The sequence below is a fragment of the Comamonas sp. MYb21 genome (genome assembly GCF_037479395.1).
Lineage (GTDB): Bacteria > Pseudomonadota > Gammaproteobacteria > Burkholderiales > Burkholderiaceae_C > Comamonas.
Genome location: NZ_JBBGZC010000012.1, coordinates 39,899 through 55,932 on the forward strand (window position 1 = coordinate 39,899; position 16,034 = coordinate 55,932).

Sequence of the window (16,034 nt, forward strand, 5' to 3'; positions counted from 1 at the left end):
CTATTTCTACAAATAACACACAGAAAGCACCACATGTCTTTATTCAAGAACAGGAACGCGTCTCAATCCGTCGTGCCGGGCAGCACCGACCCCGCCAGGCGGCGCTGGCTGGGTGAGGCCGCAGGCGTCATGGGCGCCGGTGTGCTGGCCGGCATGCCCGCGCGCCAGGCGCTGGCTGCGGAAGATGCCTCGCCCGGCAACACCCAGGTGGCCGATGCCCCGCATACCAGTGTGTCGCAGCAGCGCGTGCCGTTCTACGGCAAGCACCAGGCCGGTATCGTCACGCCCCGGCCGCTAGCCGGCATGTTGGTCAGCTTTGATGTGCTGGCCAGCAACCAGGCGGAGCTCGTGCGCCTGTTCAAGACCCTGACCGAGCGCATCCACTTTCTGACCCAGGGTGGCACCCAGCCGGTGCTCGACCCCAAGCTGCCGCCTGCGGGCTCGGGCATTCTCGGCCCGGTGGTGCAGCCCGATGCGCTGACGGTGACCGTGGCTGTGGGCCACAGCCTGTTTGATAGCCGCTTTGGTCTGAAGGACCAGTGCCCCAAGCGCCTGACCCCCATGCAGCAGCACCCCAATGACGCGCTGCAGGCCGCGCTCTGCCATGGCGATCTGTCGATCCAGTTCTGCGCCAACACGCCCGACACCAATATCCATGCGCTGCGCGACATCATCAAGAACCTGCCCGATCTGCTGATGGTGCGCTGGAAGCAGGAGGGCTCGGTGCCGCCGATCCCAGCCGCCGTGGGCCAGCCCGCAGAGAGCGCGCGCAACTTCCTGGGCTTCCGCGATGGCTCGGCCAACCCCCAGTCCGATGACGACGCGATGATGCGCCGCATTGTCTGGGTGCAGCCCGAGTCGGGCGAGCCCGCCTGGGCCGCTGGCGGCAGCTACCAGGCGGTGCGCATCATCCGCAATTTTGTCGAGCGCTGGGACCGCACGCCGCTGGGCGAGCAAGAGGCCATCATGGGCCGCGACAAGGACAGTGGTGCGCCGCTGGATGCACGCCAGAAGACCGAGCACGACACGCCAGACTATGCGGCCGATCCCGAAGGCAAGAAGACGCCGATGGATGCGCATATCCGCCTGGCCAACCCGCGCAACCATGGCAGCGAGGCCAACCTGATCCTGCGCCGCCCCTTCAACTACTCGAATGGCGTGACCAAGTCGGGCCAGCTGGAGATGGGCCTGCTGTTCATCTGCTACCAGGCCGACCTGGAAAAGGGCTTTGTCACGGTGCAAAAGCGGCTCGACGGCGAGCCGCTCGAAGAATACATCAAGCCCATTGGCGGCGGCTTTTTCTATGTGTTGCCCGGCGTGGCCGATGCCCATGACTGGCTGGGCCGCAGCCTGCTGGCTGCTGCCGCCAAGCAGGCCTGATCCCGTTTCCTAACCAGCCACTGGTGTCTGTACTGCAAGGCCTGGGCGCGTCCATCTTCATGAAGGACGCCAGCCTGGGTTTGGCATTGGGATACTGGAAGCCAAAAATTATCAATCTAACAGTATCTAGGAGTTCTCGTATGTCCATGCGTCGCCAATTCTTGCAAGGCCTGCTGCTGGCCGGCAGTGCCAGCGTCATTCCCCTGTCCAGCTGGGCGGCAGAAGGCGTGTCTGCGCTGGAGCTGGTCAAGCCCCTCACGGAGTACAAGCTGTACGTCAACAACAACTTGCGCGAGCTGGTCAAGGGCGTGCAGGCCTTCACCGATGCGGTCAAGGCCGGCAAGGTCGAAGAGGCCAAGAAGATGTACGCCACCGTGCGCCGCCCTTACGAGCGCATCGAGCCGATTGCCGAGCTGTTTGCCGATCTGGACAAGAGCATGGACTCGCGCGCCGATGACCATGAAAAGGCCGAGAAGGACCCGGGCTTCACCGGCTTTCACCGCATCGAGTACGGCCTCTGGGTTGAAAAAAGCACCAAGGGCCTGACTCCCTTTGCCGACAAGCTGCTGGCCGATGCCAAGGAGCTGCAAAAGCGCGTGAGCGGCCTGACCTTCCCGCCAGAAAAGGTCGTGGGCGGCGCTGCCGTGCTGATGGAGGAGGTGGCTGCCACCAAGATCTCGGGCGAAGAAGAGCGCTACAGCCACACCGACCTGGACGACTTCCAGGCCAACTTCGAAGGTGCGGACAAGATTTTTGAACTGCTGCGCCCCCTGGTCGAGAAAAAGGACAAGGCCTTTGTCGAGAAGACCGCGTCGAACTTCAAGACCGTGTTCGACATCCTGGCCAAGTACCGCAAGCCCGATGGCAGCTTTGAGCTGTACACCAAGCTGAACGAGGCCGACCGCAAGATCCTGGCCGGCCGCGTGAACACGCTGGCCGAAGACCTGTCCAAGCTGCGCGGCATGCTCGGCCTGAACTGATCGTGCCCTCAGCTTGCTGAACGATGGACCGCCCCTGTGCAAGGGGCGGTTTTTTTATTCCATGATGACTTCAGTGCCGCATGTCGCTGGACTACCTTGAAGCCAGATACGGCAGGCTTACCAATGACGGCGCTGGCTGGAACAATTTCAGAGTTGGCGATATGCTGCTCTCGGTTCAACTTCCTACTGGGTCGCCGAACGATGCTTGTACAAGTGCTTTCCTCCATCGAAATGCCCGCGCGTATACACGTTTCGGTCGAACGGCAGTCGCTTCATTTAGCGTTGGCCAATGGCGTTGAACGTCATTACGATGTATCGACGGCAGCGAACGGAACGGGTTGCGAAACTGGTAGCTATTGCACGCCTACCGGCGACCACCGCATTCGGTTAAAGATAGGAGAGGGGTATCCTAAGGGCGCAGTGTTTCGGCGGCGAAGACCCACCGGCGAGATATTTAATCCGGAACTCGCAGAACGCTTTCCGGACCACGATTGGATCTTGACACGCATCCTCTGGTTAGAAGGGCTGCAATACGGCATCAATCGCGCAAGCAGTGTGGACACCTTGAGAAGATTCATCTACATCCATGGCACAGCCGACGAGCATTTAATTGGAAGACCGGTTTCGCATGGATGCATACGTATGAGAAATGACGAGATAGTCGACCTCTTCTCGCTTGTCCCTACCGGTATTGCCGTGCACATTGAATGAGCTAACACCGTCTGAGGGTGGCGCGTCAGCGATTGAATTGGAGTGAAATCGTGCGATTTCTGCGAGCTGGCCCTTGCTTGCACCCTGGTGCAAGCTGCGTTCCATTCCTTCGAACTCATCCCGATTGCACTCCAACGCGGCTGCGTAGAGACTTTGAACAGGCTCTTGGATTGGCCGACAATGGCGGCTGCATTTTGAACCGTTAGCGCTATGAACGACACCACCACCAGCCCCAAAGGGGGCGAGACCGACTGGGCCGCCTGGAGCCGCGAGGCCGTTGAGACCATGATGGCCCGCAATACCGAGTGGCCCCGCCAGTTTGGCCTGCACAGCGCGCCGCACTACCACTGGGATCTGCAAACCGCCAGCCTGGTGCTGCAGGCACCCTTGCATGAGGTGCAGGGCACCGTCTGCCTGGTGGGTACCAGCAGCGAGAGCGAAGGCAGCTTTGTGTGGAGCTGGGCCAATGCCAATATCCCCGCCCAGCATGGCCAGGCCTTGGAGGTGGTGCACGACTTTGGCCGTGAGCACCAGCTGGCCTTGCTGACCACCGCAAGCATCCCCGGCGGCCGGCCCGAGGCAACCGAATGCCTCTGCATTGCCGCCCGGCTGCAGCGCGCGATCGGTACCTTTATCGACCAGCAAGGCGATATCACGCTGTACTTCAGCATCCTGCATCTGCAGGTGGTGCAGAACCCGGACCAGGCGCTGCAGTAAAGGCTCGCCGCCCGCAGCTAGCCGCCCGCAACTGGCCGTCCGCAGCTAGCCGCTGGCGACTGGCGGTCCGCGCCTAGCTGCCCGCTGGGCAATGCAAGCCCAGGCTGCAACCAAAGGGGTCCAGCAGCATGGCCGCTGTGGCCCCCAGGCTGGTCGTCATCGGCCCCCGGTAGAGCCGGGCGCCATGCGCCTGCAGACGTTCAACGGCAGCGCCCAGATCGGCGACTTCCCAGTACACCGTGGTGCCACCCACGCCTCCCGGGCATTTGCCATCGGCGGGGTGAAAGCCGATCAACAGGCCCGGGCCTTGCACAAAGGCATAGTGCGCGTTCTCGTGCTGCACCTCCGTGCCCAAAAGCTGCGCATACCAGGCGGCCGCCGCATCGATATCGGCGACAAACAATACGACAGACTCCAGCTTCTTGAACAAGGCCATTTCCGTTGCTTTGGGGGGAGGTGGTGGGCTGCGCGATTGTGGCATGGCGCAGCGGGGCGTGAGCTTCGGTGCAGTACATCCGCGGTGTTTGCTTTATACAAACACTCATTCAGCCTTAGGCAGATATTGTGTTGCATTGACCGGTTGAATTCACAACCCGTTGCAGCGGGCCGCTTCACAAAGCTGAACTACAGCAGCGCAGCGATTGCCGTCCTCGCTTTCGTCATCCGAGCTCGAACGATTCAAGATGAATCCGATCCATCAAACGCCGGGGCCAAACACCCAGGGCAGCGGTGGCGATCCAAAGTTTCATAGTGGCAACTCCGTGCGAAAAGACAGTCTCCAAAGTGTAGAGCGGTCTGAATCTGCCTTTTGTTGGAGGAGTTCGATCCATCTGCGGGCTCAATCCATTTTGACTTGTGCGGCTTTCACCGCCGCCTGCATGCGCAGCTTTTCGCTCGCCATAAAACGGGTCGCCACATCCGGCGGTGTGAGCTGGATCTCGTAGCCCTGGGCGATGAGCGCTTCGCGGGCTTCTGGGGAGGCAATGCCTTGCACAAAGCCTTGGTAGAGGCGGTCCATTTCGGCCTTGGGTACACCCGCTGGGGCAATGGCGGCGATCCAGCCGTCCAGCTCGTACTGCGGCAGGCCTTGTTCGGCAATGGTGGGTACATCGGGCAGGCTGACGCTGCGTTTGGCGCTGGTGATGCCGATGGCGCGCAGGTTCCCGGCCTTGATGTGGGCCATGGCGGGTGCGACCGCCACCACGCCCAGCTGCACCTGGCCGCTGAGCAAGTCATTCATCAGCTGGCCCGTGCCTTTGTAGGGGATGTGGGGCACATCGATCTGTGCCTGCTCGACAAACATGGCAGCGCCCAAATGCAGGATGGTTCCATTGCCCGACGAGCCGTAATTGAGCGTGCCGGGATGGGCCTTGGCGTGGGCAATCAGCTCCTGCACGGTACGTGCGGGCACCTTGGGGTTGGCCACCAGCACAAAGGGCGTGGTGCCGATGATGGTGATGGGCGCGATGTCCTTGATCGAATCAAAGGGCATGTTTTTGTACAGGCTGGGGTTGACGACGTGGTTGTTGCTGACGATGCCGATGGTGTCCCCATCTTTGGACGCCCGCACAATCTGCGCCGTGCCGGTGATGCCGCCTGCGCCAGGCAGGTTCTCAATCACCAGGGTCTGGCCCAGGACTTTGCTGATGGGCGTGCTGATGGCGCGAATGGCGCCGTCGGCCCCCGAGCCCGCCGATAGCGGCAAGATGACGCGCAGCGCTTTGTCGTGCACTGCCGGCTTGGTTTGCGCCAGCGCGGGCAAGGCGCCACTAGTGAGGCTGGCCAGCGCCATGGCCAGTGCGGTGCGGCGGGTGAATGGGCGGGTGGGGTGCATGTTTGTCTCCTGATTGCGGCTTTGTGCCTGTCTATAAAGGATTGTATGCTCTTATATTAGTAGCATTATGCAGCTGCCTGGGCGGCCTGCATGGCGCTGATCTGCGCGGCGTCGTAGCCCAGGCTGGCCAGCAACTGGGCGGTGTGCTCGCCCAGGCGCGGCGGGTTTTTGCGTACGACCAGGCGCTCACCTGCCATGCGCAGCGGCAGCAAGGCGGTCTGTGCGGTTTGGCCGGCGCGTTCGCCGTCGGTCAGCGTTACCTCTGCCAAACCGCCGGAGGCCTGCAGGTGCGGGTCGTCCAGCAGTTGTTCTGGCTTACTGATGGGGGCGTAGGGCAGAGCGTTGTCTTCAAAGATTTTGGCGACCTGTGCGACATCCATGCGGATCAGACGCGCGCGCAGATCGGCGAGCAGGGCCGGGCGCTCACGTACGCGTTCGTTGTTGGTGGTGTAGCGCGGGTTGGCCAGTAGATCGGCCCAGCCAAAGGCCTGGCACATGGTGCGCCATTGGGCATCGCTCACGGCGGCCAAAAAGATCTGCTCGCCGTCTTGGACGGTGAACACGTCGTACACCGACCAGGCCGAGATGCGGTTGGGCATGGGCTCGGCCGCCTCGCCCGTCACGGCGTACTGCATCATGTGCTGGCCGACGAGGAAGACGTTGTTCTCGAACAGCGCCGAGTCAATCTCTTGCCCCTTGCCGGTTTGGGCGCGCTGCATCAGCGCTGCCATGGCGCCGATCGCGCCAAACATGCCGCCCATGATGTCGTTCACGCTGGTGCCCGCGCGCAGCGGGTCGCCGGGGCGGCCCGTCATGTAGGCCAGGCCCCCCATCATCTGGACGACCTCGTCCAGCGCGGTGCGGTGCTCGTACGGCCCGGGCAAAAAGCCGGTGTGGTTCACATAGATCAGGCGCTCGTTCAGCTTGGACAGCGCGGCATAATCCAGGCCGTATTTGGTCATCACGCCGGGCTTGAAGTTTTGCGCCACCACATCGGCAGTGCTGGCCAGGCGAATGGCAGCTTCCAGTCCCTGGGGCTGGCGCAGGTCCAGCGCAATGCTTTTTTTGTTGCGATTGAACATGGGGAAAAAACCGGCGCCCGCACCCAGCAAGTAGCGCGTGCGGTCGCCCTCGACAGGTTCAACCTTGATGACTTCGGCACCCAGGTCGGCCAGCACCATGCCGCAGGTGGGGCCCATGACCATGTGGGTGAATTCGACCATGCGGATTCCGGCGAGTGGGAGCGATGGGGAGAGAGATGGGGTACTCATATTTTGATGGCCACCAGCATGCATGGGGTAAGCGCCAGCAGTTGATTTGGTTTAAAACTTAAGCGCAAATGGCGGTAGAAGCCCGGGGTGCTGCAATCACGCCGGCTTGCCACAGGCTGCCGTGCAGCCGCTCGTTGGGCAGCCAGGCGTGCATGCGTTGGCGCAGCTGCAAAAGGGCGGGAACATCCAGACCCGAATCAATGCCCATGCGCTGCAGCATATAGGCCAGGTCTTCGGTGGTCACATTGCCACTGGCACCCGGTGCATGCGGGCAGCCGCCAATGCCGCCCAGGCAGGCGTCAAAGTGGGTGATGCCGGTTTGCCAGGCCGCATAGGCGTTGGCCAGACCCATGCCGCGGGTGTCGTGAAAATGGGCGGTGCGCAGCCGGTCGCCCACCAGGCGCCGGGCTTTTTCAAACAAACGGCGCACGCTGTCGGGGTCGGCATAGCCCACGGTATCGGCCAGGCTTACATGGTCGGCGCCTGCGTCCAGCAAGGCCTGCATCAGGCGCAGCACCTCGCTTTCGGCCACATCGCCTTGCAGGGTGCAGCCAAAGGCCGTACCCACGCCGCCTTCAATGTGGGCGCGGCTGCCCGCTGCGTCGCGCACTGCGCGGATGCGGGCGACTTCCGCCACGACATCGTCAGGTGTTTTGCGCAGGTTGGCCAGGCTGTGCGCATGGCTGGCCGACAAGGGCACGACCATGGACTGCGCGCCCGCTGCCAAGGCGCGCTCGGCGCCTTTGAGGTTGGGCACCAGGACAGAGGCGAGCAAGCCCGGTTTGCTGCAGGCATGGGAGAGAACGGCTTCGGTATCGGCCAGCTGAGGCAGCAGGTGCGCGGGCACCATCGATCCCACCTCCATCTCGCGCATACCGGCGTCGTAGGCGGCGTCAATCCAGGCGCATTTGTCGGCGGTGCTGACGATGCTGGCCAGGCTTTGCAGGCCATCGCGCAGGCCAACTTCGCGAATGCTGGCGCGCGGTGTAGCAAGGGTTGAGGTTGTGGTCATCGTGTCTCCTGGCTTTTGTCGTTGGCTCTGATTTTAGATTTTCCAAAGCATCAGCAATAATCCAATACGGAAGCAGTTTCGTTCCAAAAAGGAAAATCATGTATGACCTGAGTCTGCTGAACCTGCGGCTGTTTGTGCAGGTCTGTGAGCAGCGCAGCATTGCCCGTGTGGCGCAGGCCGAGGCGCTGGTGGCATCCGCCATCAGCAAGCGCCTGGCGCAGCTTGAGCACCAGATGGGCGCGCCCTTGTTCATCCGCGAGCGGCGCGGCCTGCGCCCCACGGCAGCGGGTGAGACTTTGCTGGAGCATGCGCGCACCATGCTGGCCGCCGCCAACCATATGCAGCAAGAGATGGCGGCCTATAGCAAAGGCGTACAGGGGCAGGTACGGGTATTGGTCACGGCGTCGGTGATGGCCGAATCCTTGGCCGACCATGTCGCAAGTTTTTTGCAGCAACCCGCGCACGCCAGTATCCGTGTGACCTTGGAGGAGTGCGTGAGCCCGGATGTGGTGCGCGGCGTGCGCGAAGGGCGTGCGGCCATGGGGATTTGCTGGGACGCAGCCGATTTGAGCGGCCTGCAGACCCAGCCCTATAGCAGCGACCACCTGGCCATTGCGGCCCACAAAAGCCACCCCATCGCACGCATGGCGCAAAGCGCAGCGGTGCACTTCTCTGACGTACTGGACTACGAACATGTCAGCATGCCGGCGTTGAGCGCAGTGCAAATTTTGCTCACCCGCGCCGCCGCTCAAGAAGGAAAGGCGCTGCGCCACCGGGTGCACGTCTCCAACTTTGATGCTGCGCTGCGCGTGGTCCAGGCCAACCTGGCGATCAGTGTGGTGCCGCGCGAAGTGGCACTGAGCTTTGCCGCCAACACGGATGTTCGGGTGATTCCGCTGGCGGACAGCTGGGCGAAGCGGCAGTTTGCGATCAGCTACCGGGACGCGGCCTTGCTGTCGTCGGCGGCCAAGGCTTTGTTGAACCATTTGGCAGCGCAGTAGCCGCAGGCCTTGCAGGGCAAGGTGACGGGCGAGACCTTCCATAGGACGGGCAAGACCGATATTCTCCTGCGCGAGGGCGACCGCAACGCCTTCATCGCAGCGTGCAAGTTTTGGAAGGGGCCGAAGGCCTTCGGTGAAGCCATTGACCAGCGGCTTGGCTACACCACGTAGCGCGATAGCAAGACCGCGATCCTCGTTTTCAATCCTCAGCCCCTGCACACCCTCTGGCTGAGCTCAAAACACTCCGAGTTCAAACTTCCGTGAGAAAAATTCAAAACCCATGGAGAGCCGACAAAAACTTGCAAGGTTGATAGAAATTACAACAAGCGCTTGACCTTAGCGGGGGTAATGGTTCTTTGCGGAGCCGCTGGCACGGATTCATTTCATGTAACTACAATAGTTGCATGAAACACAACAGCCAGTTTTCCGATGTTCTGCATGTGCTGCTGCATCTGGCCGAGGCGCAGGCGCCGCTGACCTCCGAGGTTCTGGCGCAGACCATGGACACCAACCCGGTGGTGCTGCGGCGCCTGATGGCCGGCTTGCGCGATGCGGGCATGGTTTCGTCCGGCAAGGGCCATGGGGGCGGCTGGCTGATTGCGCCCGGCTGGGGCGAGACGACGCTGCGCGATATCCACCGGGCGCTGGGCGCGCCGGCGCTGGTGTCGCTGGGCTTTCGTGAGGACCACCCCGAATGCCTGGTTGCGCAGGTGGTCAACAGCTCGCTGCGCAGCGCCATGCAGCAGGCCGAGGCCTCGCTGCTGGCCCAGCTGGGCAGCATCACCCTGGCCCAGCTCTCTGCCCAGATCGGCGCTTCGCTGCGCGCGCACCGGCTGGCCAAAACATCCACCCCCCACCGTATAGAGGACCACCATGGACATTCACACTGATTTCGCCATCGTCGGCGGCAGCTACGCAGGCATGTCGGCCGCCTTGCAACTGGCACGGGCGCGCCGCCAGGTCACCGTCATCGATGCAGGCCTGCGCCGTAACCGCTTTGTGGACGAGGCGGGCAGCACTTCGCATGGCTTTTTGTCGCGCGACGGCGTGGCGCCAGGCCAGCTGTGGCAAGAGGCGCGTGCGCAATTGCTGCAGTACCCGACCGTGCGCTGGATCGAAGGTGAGGCACGGCAAGCCCGTGTGCTTCCCAGCGGCGAGCTGGCCTTGGAGGTGGGTGGCCAGTTGTTGGTGGCGCGCCGCCTGGTGCTGGCCACTGGGGTGCGCGATGGACTGCCCGCCGTGCCGGGCCTCGCCGAGCGCTGGGGCCGCAGCGTGTTCCATTGCCCGTATTGCCATGGCTATGAGGTGGGTGGCGGCGCGATTGGTGTGATTGCTGCCTCACCGCTGGCCCAGCACCATGCACTGATGCTGCCCGATTGGGGCCCGACCACCTTGTTCCTCAACGGCGTCTATGCGCCGACGCAGGCGGATCTGGCGGATTTCGCGCGGCGCGGCACCCAGATCGAGGACACGCCGGTGCTGCGCATTGATGGCTTTGCGGATGTGGTGCTGGCCGATGGCCGGACCTTGGCTATGCAGGGCCTGTTCACGCAGCCCCGCACCACACCCGCGAGCCCGGTGGCGCAGCAGCTCGGTTGTGTGCTGGCCGATGGCCCGATGGGCCCCTATGTGCAGGTCGATGCCATGCAGCAGACCAGTGTGGCCAATGTGTTTGCCTGCGGCGATGCCGCGCGTGCAGCGGGCAGCATTGCGCTGTCGGTCGCGGATGGGGCGATGGCCGGGGTGGCCGCGCACCGTGCCTCGATGCTCTGAGCCAACGTCCCGATGCGGAAAAACGCCCCTGGGGGCGTTTGTTCTTGGGCGGCTTGCAGCTGTTTGGCGATCAGCTGGGCTTCCAACCTTCGGGCACGCGGGGCCGCTCGATCTTGGCCAGCTCACAGACCACATCGGCGATGCCCGAGAAATCAATGCCGCCAAACTGGCTGGCACGCGCCAGGCTGAAGGATTCATGCACGGCAGCGGCGACGGGCATCGGCACGCGCGCGGCATGTGCGGCGCTGATGACCAGCGACAAATCCTTGTGCGCCAGATCGATGGTAAAGCCCGGCGAGGTGTCGCCAGCCAGCACCTTGTTGGGAAAGTTCATGCGCAGCTGGCCGTTATTGGCCGAGGTGCCCAACAGCACCTGCAGAGTTTTGCTGATGTCGAGGCCAAAGCGCTGCGACAGGGCCAGCGCCTCGGCATTGACCTGGCACAAGGTGATGGCCACATAGTTGTTGACCAGCTTGGTGCGCCCGCCCGCGCCGACCGGACCGCAGTGGTAGGTGGTGGTGCCCATCGCATCGAGCAGGGGCTTGACCTTCGCAAAATCGGCCTCGCTCGCGCCCACCATGAACAGGCTCTCGCCCCGGTCGGCATGCTCGGCCAGGCGCCCCACGGGCGCGTCCACCACGGTCATCTGGCGGCCGGCGGCTGCTTTGCTGAGCCGGTCGGTGGCGAGCGGGTCAATGGTGCTCATGTCCAGCAGAATGGTGCCTGGCAGCGCATTGGCAAAGATGCCATCGGCGCCCTGGGCGATCTGCTCGACCTCGACCGAGGACGGCAGCATGGTGATGACCACCGAGCAGCGGCGTGCAATCTCTGGCACCGTGGCGGCCTCTGCGCCCAGTGCTACCAGGGCCTGCACGGCCTCGGGGTTGAGGTCGGCCACCAACAGGCTGAAGCCTTTTTTCTGCAGATTGGCGGCCATGGAACGGCCCATGCGTCCCAGGCCGATAAAACCGATGCTGTCTGTCATGCTGAAGGTCTCCTGCGAAATGTTCTAAGTGGGATGGGGAATGGAAAGAGGGCTCAGTACGCGATGTAGGCCGTCTTGGTACTGGTGTAGAAATCGACTGCGTAGCGCCCTTGCTCGCGCGGCCCGTAGCTGGAGGCGCGCGTGCCGCCAAAGGGCACGTGGTAGTCCAGCCCGGCGGTGGGCAGGTTGACCATGGCCAGCCCGCTGCGCACATGCAGGCGGAAGTGGTTGGCTGCGCGCAGCGAGGTGGTGCAGATGCCGGCCGAGAGGCCAAAGCGCGTGTCGTTGGCGGTGGCCAGTGCCTCGTCGTAGTCGGCCACCTTGATGACGCTGGCGACCGGGCCAAAAATCTCTTCCTGGTTGATGCGCATCGCGTTGTGGGTTGCGGTGAGCAGGGCGGGCCGCACAAAGTAGCCCGGGGTCGCCGCCTGCACCGGCGTGCCGCCTTCGACCAGCTCGGCGCCTTCGCGCTTGCCCAGGTCCAGGTAGTGCTGGATCTTGTCGAACTGCGATTGGTTGATGACCGGGCCGATCTGCGTGGCCTTGTCCAGGCTGTTGCCGACGACCATGGCACGCATGCGCGCCGTCAGCGCCTCGACAAAGCGGTCATGGATCCGTTCGGTGACGATCAGGCGGCTCGATGCTGTGCAGCGCTGGCCGGCCGAGAAGAAGGCGCCGTTGAGCGCGCATTCCACGGCTACATCCAGATCGGCATCATCGAGCACCACCAGCGGGTTCTTGCCGCCCATCTCCAGCTGCAGGCGGATCATCTCGCCGATGGCGGTCTGCGCAATGCTCTGGCCCACATGCACGCTGCCGGTAAAGGACACCGCATCGACGCCGCTGAGCAAGCCTTGCGCCGCGTGCTTGCCGCTGCCGTTGACCAGGTTGGCCACGCCAGGCAGCAGGCCTTGCTCATCCAGAATGCGAAAGAGCGCATGGGCTACGCCGGGCGTGTATTCCGAGGGCTTGAGCACCACGGTGTTGCCAAAGGCCAGCGCCGGGGCAATCTTCCAGGCGGGGATGGCGATCGGAAAGTTCCAGGGCGTGATCAGGCTCACGACGCCCAGCGCATGGCGGCTGATCTGCACGCCGATGTCCGGCCGCACCGACGGCAGGCTCTCGCCGCCATAGCGCAGGCATTCGCCGGCAAAGAACTGGAAGATCTGCGCCGCGCGCACCACCTCGCCCAGGCCTTCGGCCAAGGTCTTGCCCGCTTCGCGCGAGACCAGCAGGCCCAGGCTGTCCTTTTGCGCCATCATCTGGTTGGCCACGCGCTGCAAAAAGTCCGAGCGCATCTGCGTCGTGGTGTGCTGCCAGCGCCCAAAGGCGGCGCGCGCAGCGGCCACGGCCTGCTGCATCTGCTGGGCGTCGGCCGCCGCATACTCGCCCACCAGGTCTCGCGTGTCGGAGGGGTTCCAGCTCTGGATGGTGCTCGCGCCCGCCAGCCACTGGCCATTGATCAGGTTCTCGTTCATGTCTCACTCTCAAGGCAATAGGTGGCGCTGCGCGCATGGTGGGCGCGCAGCGCAGTCAGTCGGAAAGCGGGAGCCAGCGGGCTTCAGGCCGCAGGCTTGAGCAGCGGGCAGGCACCTTCCTTCGATGGTGCATAGGCCTTGTCGCCCGGGATGGTGCTGACCACCTTGTAGTAGTCCCAGGGCTTGGTCGATTCGGCCGGCTTTTTCACCTGCATCAGGTACATGTCATGCACCATGGCGCCATCGGCACGGATGTAGCCCTTGGCAAACATATCGTCGATGGGCAGCGACTTGAGCGCGGCCATCACCTGGTCGGGCTCGGTGCTGCCGGCCTTTTGCACGGCCTTCAGGTAGGTGGTGGTGGCCGAGTAGTCGCCCGCCTGGAAGGTGGTGGGCATCTTCTTGTTCTTGTCGTAGAAGCGCTGCGAGAATGCGCGCGAGGCATCGCTCATGTCCCAGTACCAGCCTTCGGTCAGGTACATGCCGCCGGTGGTGCCCAGGCCCAGGCTGTGGATGTCGGTGATGAAGGCCATCAGCGCTGCCACGTTCATCTTCTTGTCGATGCCAAACTCTTTGGCTGTCTTGATGGCGTTGATGGTGTCGCCGCCGCCATTGGCCAGGCCCATTACCTTGGCGCCCGAGCTTTGCGCCTTCATCACATAGGACGAGAAATCGGAGGTGCTGAGCGGATGGCGGATCGCGCCCACCACATTGCCGCCGGTTTGCTTGACGACATTGATCGCGGCCTGCTCCATCGAGTGGCCAAAGGCGTAGTCCGAGGTAAGGAAGTACCAGTCCTTGTAGCCCTGGCCCACCAGTGCAGCGGCCGTGCCGCGTGCCTGGGCTGAGGTGGAGTAGGTGTAGCGCACCATATAGGGCTGGCAGGCCTCTTCGGTCAGCGAATCGGCACCGGCGCCGGCGCTGATGAAAACCTTTTTCTTGTCCTTGGACAGGTTGCTGATCGCCAGCGACACGGCCGAGTTGGAGCCTCCGATGATCAGGTCGACATTGTCGTTGTCCCACCATTGGCGCGCCTTCGATGCGGCGATGTCGGCCTTGTTCTGGTGGTCGGCTGAGATGATCTCGATCTTGCGCCCCAGCACCTCGCCGCCAAAATCGGCCACGGCCATGCGGATCGCGTCCAGGCCACCGGGCCCGTCAAAGTCCGAGTACAGGCCCGACATGTCGGTGATGAAGGCGATCTTGACCTTGTCGGGCGCGGCCTGGGCGCCGCTGGCGAGCAGGGCGGCCACGGCCAGGGCGGCGGCGGTCAGGGGTCCTTGTGCTTTTCTCATGGTTTTGTCTCCTAGAGCTGTTGGACGAAGGGCCTGCGGTGCTCTGTGTCACCTGCTAGGCGCGGGAACTAACGCAGTACAAAGGGGTTGCTGGTGGTCGCTCCGCTGTTGATCCAGACCGACTTGGTCTGCAGGTATTCATAGATCGCGCTCTGGCCGTTTTCACGGCCCAGGCCCGAATCCTTGTAGCCGCCAAAGGGCGCCATAAAGCTGACGGCCCGGTAGGTGTTGACCCAGACCGTACCCGCCTGCAGGCGCTCGGACATGCGCAGCGCGCGGCCGATGTCGCTGGTCCAGACGGCTGCGGCCAGGCCAAAGCGCACATCGTTGGCAATGCGCAGCGCATCGGCCTCGTCGTCAAAGGGGATCACCGACAGCACCGGGCCAAACACCTCTTCCTGCGCAATGCGCATGCCGTTGTGTACGCCAGTGAGGATGGTGGGCTCGATGAACCAGCCCTTGCCGCATTCGGCGCGCGTGGCCTTGGCGCCGCCCAGCACCACCCGGGCCCCTTCGGCCTTGGCAATGTCGATATAGGACAGCACTTTCTCGTATTGGGGCAGGGTGGTGACCGGTCCCACCTGGGTCTCCAGGCTCATCGGGTCGCCCATGCGGGCGGTGGCGGCAAAGGCCACCAGGCGCTCGACAAAGGCATCGTGGATGCTGCGCTGTACCAGCAGGCGCGAGCCGGCAATGCAGGTCTGGCCCGTGGCGGCAAAGATGCCCGAGATGGCGCCATACATGGCCTGCTCCAGGTCGGCATCGGCAAACACGATGTTGGGCGATTTGCCGCCCAGCTCCATCGAGGCGTGCTTGAGCTGGCCGGCGGCCGCCTGGTTGATGGCGCGGCCCGTCACATCGGAGCCGGTGAAACTGACCTTGGCGACCAGTGGGTGGGCCACCAGGGCGCTGCCGACCTGCGCGCCATAGCCGGTGACCACATTGAACACGCCGGGCGGAAAGCCAGCCTCGTTGAACAGCTCGGCAAACTCCAGGGTCGAGGCCGAGGTGAACTCGGACGGCTTGACCACCACCGTGCAGCCAGCTGCCAGCGCCGGCGCAATCTTCCAGGCGAGCAGGAATAGCGGGGAGTTCCAGGGCGTGATGGCAGCCACCACGCCCAGCGGCTCATGGCGGGTAAAGGCGAAATAGCCTTTCTTGTCCAGCGGCAAGGTGGCCCCTTGCACCTTGTCGGCCAGGCCGCCGTAGTAGTGGAACCACTGCGGGATGTACTGCAGCTGGCCGCGCATCTCGGCGAACAGCTTGCCGTTGTCCATCACTTCGGTGCGGGCGAGCTTCTCGGCATCGCGCTCGATCAAGCTGGCGAGCTTGCGCAGCAGTGCGCCGCGCTCGGTCGCGCTCAGCTGCGGCCAGGCACCACTGCTGAACGCGGTGTGCGCCGCCTGCACGGCCGCCTCGACATCGGCGGCGCTGCCATCGGGTATTTCGGCCCAGGCCTCGCCCGTGTAGGGGTTGAGGCTGGCAATCCATTGGCCGCTGGCGGGGGGCTGGGCCTGGCCGGCAATCTGAAGGGAGTAGCGTTTCATGGCAAAGGGCATTCAAGGGCTGCGGGCAGATCGGGGCGGTGCTGGAGAGA

At 63.6% G+C, this 16,034-nt stretch carries 16 protein-coding genes; 8 read left to right on the forward strand and 8 right to left on the reverse strand.

Annotation, left to right across the window (positions count from 1 at the left end; genetic code table 11):
* The first annotated feature begins 33 nt into the window (after positions 1-33).
* The 4 genes from efeB to WH367_RS18270 all read left to right on the forward strand — a co-directional run bounded on the left by efeB (position 34) and on the right by WH367_RS18270 (position 3,788).
* Positions 34-1,380 carry an iron uptake transporter deferrochelatase/peroxidase subunit gene (efeB, locus tag WH367_RS18255; RefSeq protein ID WP_339537140.1) on the forward strand — a complete coding sequence of 449 codons (1,347 nt, stop codon included), beginning with the start codon at positions 34-36 and terminating at the stop codon, positions 1,378-1,380.
* 140 nt (positions 1,381-1,520) lie between these two features.
* Complete coding sequence (gene efeO, locus WH367_RS18260; protein WP_339518502.1) at positions 1,521-2,360, forward strand: iron uptake system protein EfeO; 840 nt, start codon at positions 1,521-1,523, stop codon at positions 2,358-2,360.
* Between the two features lie 96 nt (positions 2,361-2,456).
* A complete protein-coding gene (locus tag WH367_RS18265) occupies positions 2,457-3,071 on the forward strand; it encodes a L,D-transpeptidase (RefSeq protein ID WP_339537141.1) in 615 nt (204 codons plus the stop codon).
* A gap of 210 nt (positions 3,072-3,281) precedes the next feature.
* The gene (locus WH367_RS18270) at positions 3,282-3,788 is read left to right on the forward strand and encodes a DUF6882 domain-containing protein (RefSeq protein WP_021025890.1); all 507 of its coding nucleotides are present in this window, start codon (positions 3,282-3,284) and stop codon (positions 3,786-3,788) included.
* 73 nt (positions 3,789-3,861) lie between these two features.
* Here the strand turns inward: WH367_RS18270 and WH367_RS18275 are convergent, their stop codons facing one another.
* The 4 genes from WH367_RS18275 to WH367_RS18290 form a co-directional block, all read right to left on the reverse strand.
* A complete protein-coding gene (locus WH367_RS18275; protein ID WP_021025889.1) occupies positions 3,862-4,224 on the reverse strand; it encodes a VOC family protein in 363 nt (120 codons plus the stop codon).
* 402 nt (positions 4,225-4,626) lie between these two features.
* Positions 4,627-5,622, reverse strand: coding sequence for a Bug family tripartite tricarboxylate transporter substrate binding protein (locus WH367_RS18280; RefSeq protein WP_339537142.1), 996 nt, complete (start codon positions 5,620-5,622; stop codon positions 4,627-4,629).
* A gap of 65 nt (positions 5,623-5,687) precedes the next feature.
* The gene (locus WH367_RS18285) at positions 5,688-6,845 is read right to left on the reverse strand and encodes a CaiB/BaiF CoA transferase family protein (protein WP_445228130.1); all 1,158 of its coding nucleotides are present in this window, start codon (positions 6,843-6,845) and stop codon (positions 5,688-5,690) included.
* Between the two features lie 106 nt (positions 6,846-6,951).
* Complete coding sequence (locus WH367_RS18290; RefSeq protein ID WP_339537144.1) at positions 6,952-7,905, reverse strand: hydroxymethylglutaryl-CoA lyase; 954 nt, start codon at positions 7,903-7,905, stop codon at positions 6,952-6,954.
* A 98-nt stretch (positions 7,906-8,003) separates the two neighbouring features.
* Between WH367_RS18290 and WH367_RS18295 the strand changes: the two genes are divergently transcribed.
* The 4 genes from WH367_RS18295 (at position 8,004) to WH367_RS18310 (ending at position 10,679) form a co-directional block, all read left to right on the forward strand.
* Positions 8,004-8,906 (forward strand): LysR family transcriptional regulator, encoded by a 903-nt coding sequence (locus tag WH367_RS18295; protein ID WP_312988289.1) that lies wholly within the window; start codon positions 8,004-8,006, stop codon positions 8,904-8,906.
* Between the two features lie 21 nt (positions 8,907-8,927).
* The gene (locus WH367_RS18300) at positions 8,928-9,077 is read left to right on the forward strand and encodes a hypothetical protein (RefSeq protein WP_339537145.1); all 150 of its coding nucleotides are present in this window, start codon (positions 8,928-8,930) and stop codon (positions 9,075-9,077) included.
* A gap of 233 nt (positions 9,078-9,310) precedes the next feature.
* Positions 9,311-9,796 carry an Rrf2 family transcriptional regulator gene (locus WH367_RS18305; protein WP_339518494.1) on the forward strand — a complete coding sequence of 162 codons (486 nt, stop codon included), beginning with the start codon at positions 9,311-9,313 and terminating at the stop codon, positions 9,794-9,796.
* Complete coding sequence (locus tag WH367_RS18310; protein WP_339537146.1) at positions 9,780-10,679, forward strand: NAD(P)/FAD-dependent oxidoreductase; 900 nt, start codon at positions 9,780-9,782, stop codon at positions 10,677-10,679. Before WH367_RS18305 ends, WH367_RS18310 begins: the two co-directional genes overlap by 17 nt.
* Before the next feature lie 70 nt (positions 10,680-10,749).
* On the opposite strand, the gene WH367_RS18315 is transcribed toward WH367_RS18310, so the two are convergent.
* The 4 genes from WH367_RS18315 to WH367_RS18330 form a co-directional block, all read right to left on the reverse strand.
* The gene (locus WH367_RS18315) at positions 10,750-11,664 is read right to left on the reverse strand and encodes an NAD(P)-dependent oxidoreductase (RefSeq protein ID WP_339537147.1); all 915 of its coding nucleotides are present in this window, start codon (positions 11,662-11,664) and stop codon (positions 10,750-10,752) included.
* Positions 11,665-11,717: 53 nt separating this feature from the next.
* Complete coding sequence (locus WH367_RS18320; protein ID WP_339537148.1) at positions 11,718-13,142, reverse strand: aldehyde dehydrogenase family protein; 1,425 nt, start codon at positions 13,140-13,142, stop codon at positions 11,718-11,720.
* A gap of 83 nt (positions 13,143-13,225) precedes the next feature.
* Positions 13,226-14,437: an ABC transporter substrate-binding protein gene (locus tag WH367_RS18325; RefSeq protein ID WP_021025879.1), complete on the reverse strand. Its 1,212-nt coding sequence runs from the start codon at positions 14,435-14,437 to the stop codon at positions 13,226-13,228.
* 68 nt (positions 14,438-14,505) lie between these two features.
* Positions 14,506-15,984, reverse strand: a complete 1,479-nt coding sequence (locus WH367_RS18330; protein WP_339537149.1) for an aldehyde dehydrogenase — start codon at positions 15,982-15,984, stop codon at positions 14,506-14,508.
* Positions 15,985-16,034: the final 50 nt, after the last annotated feature.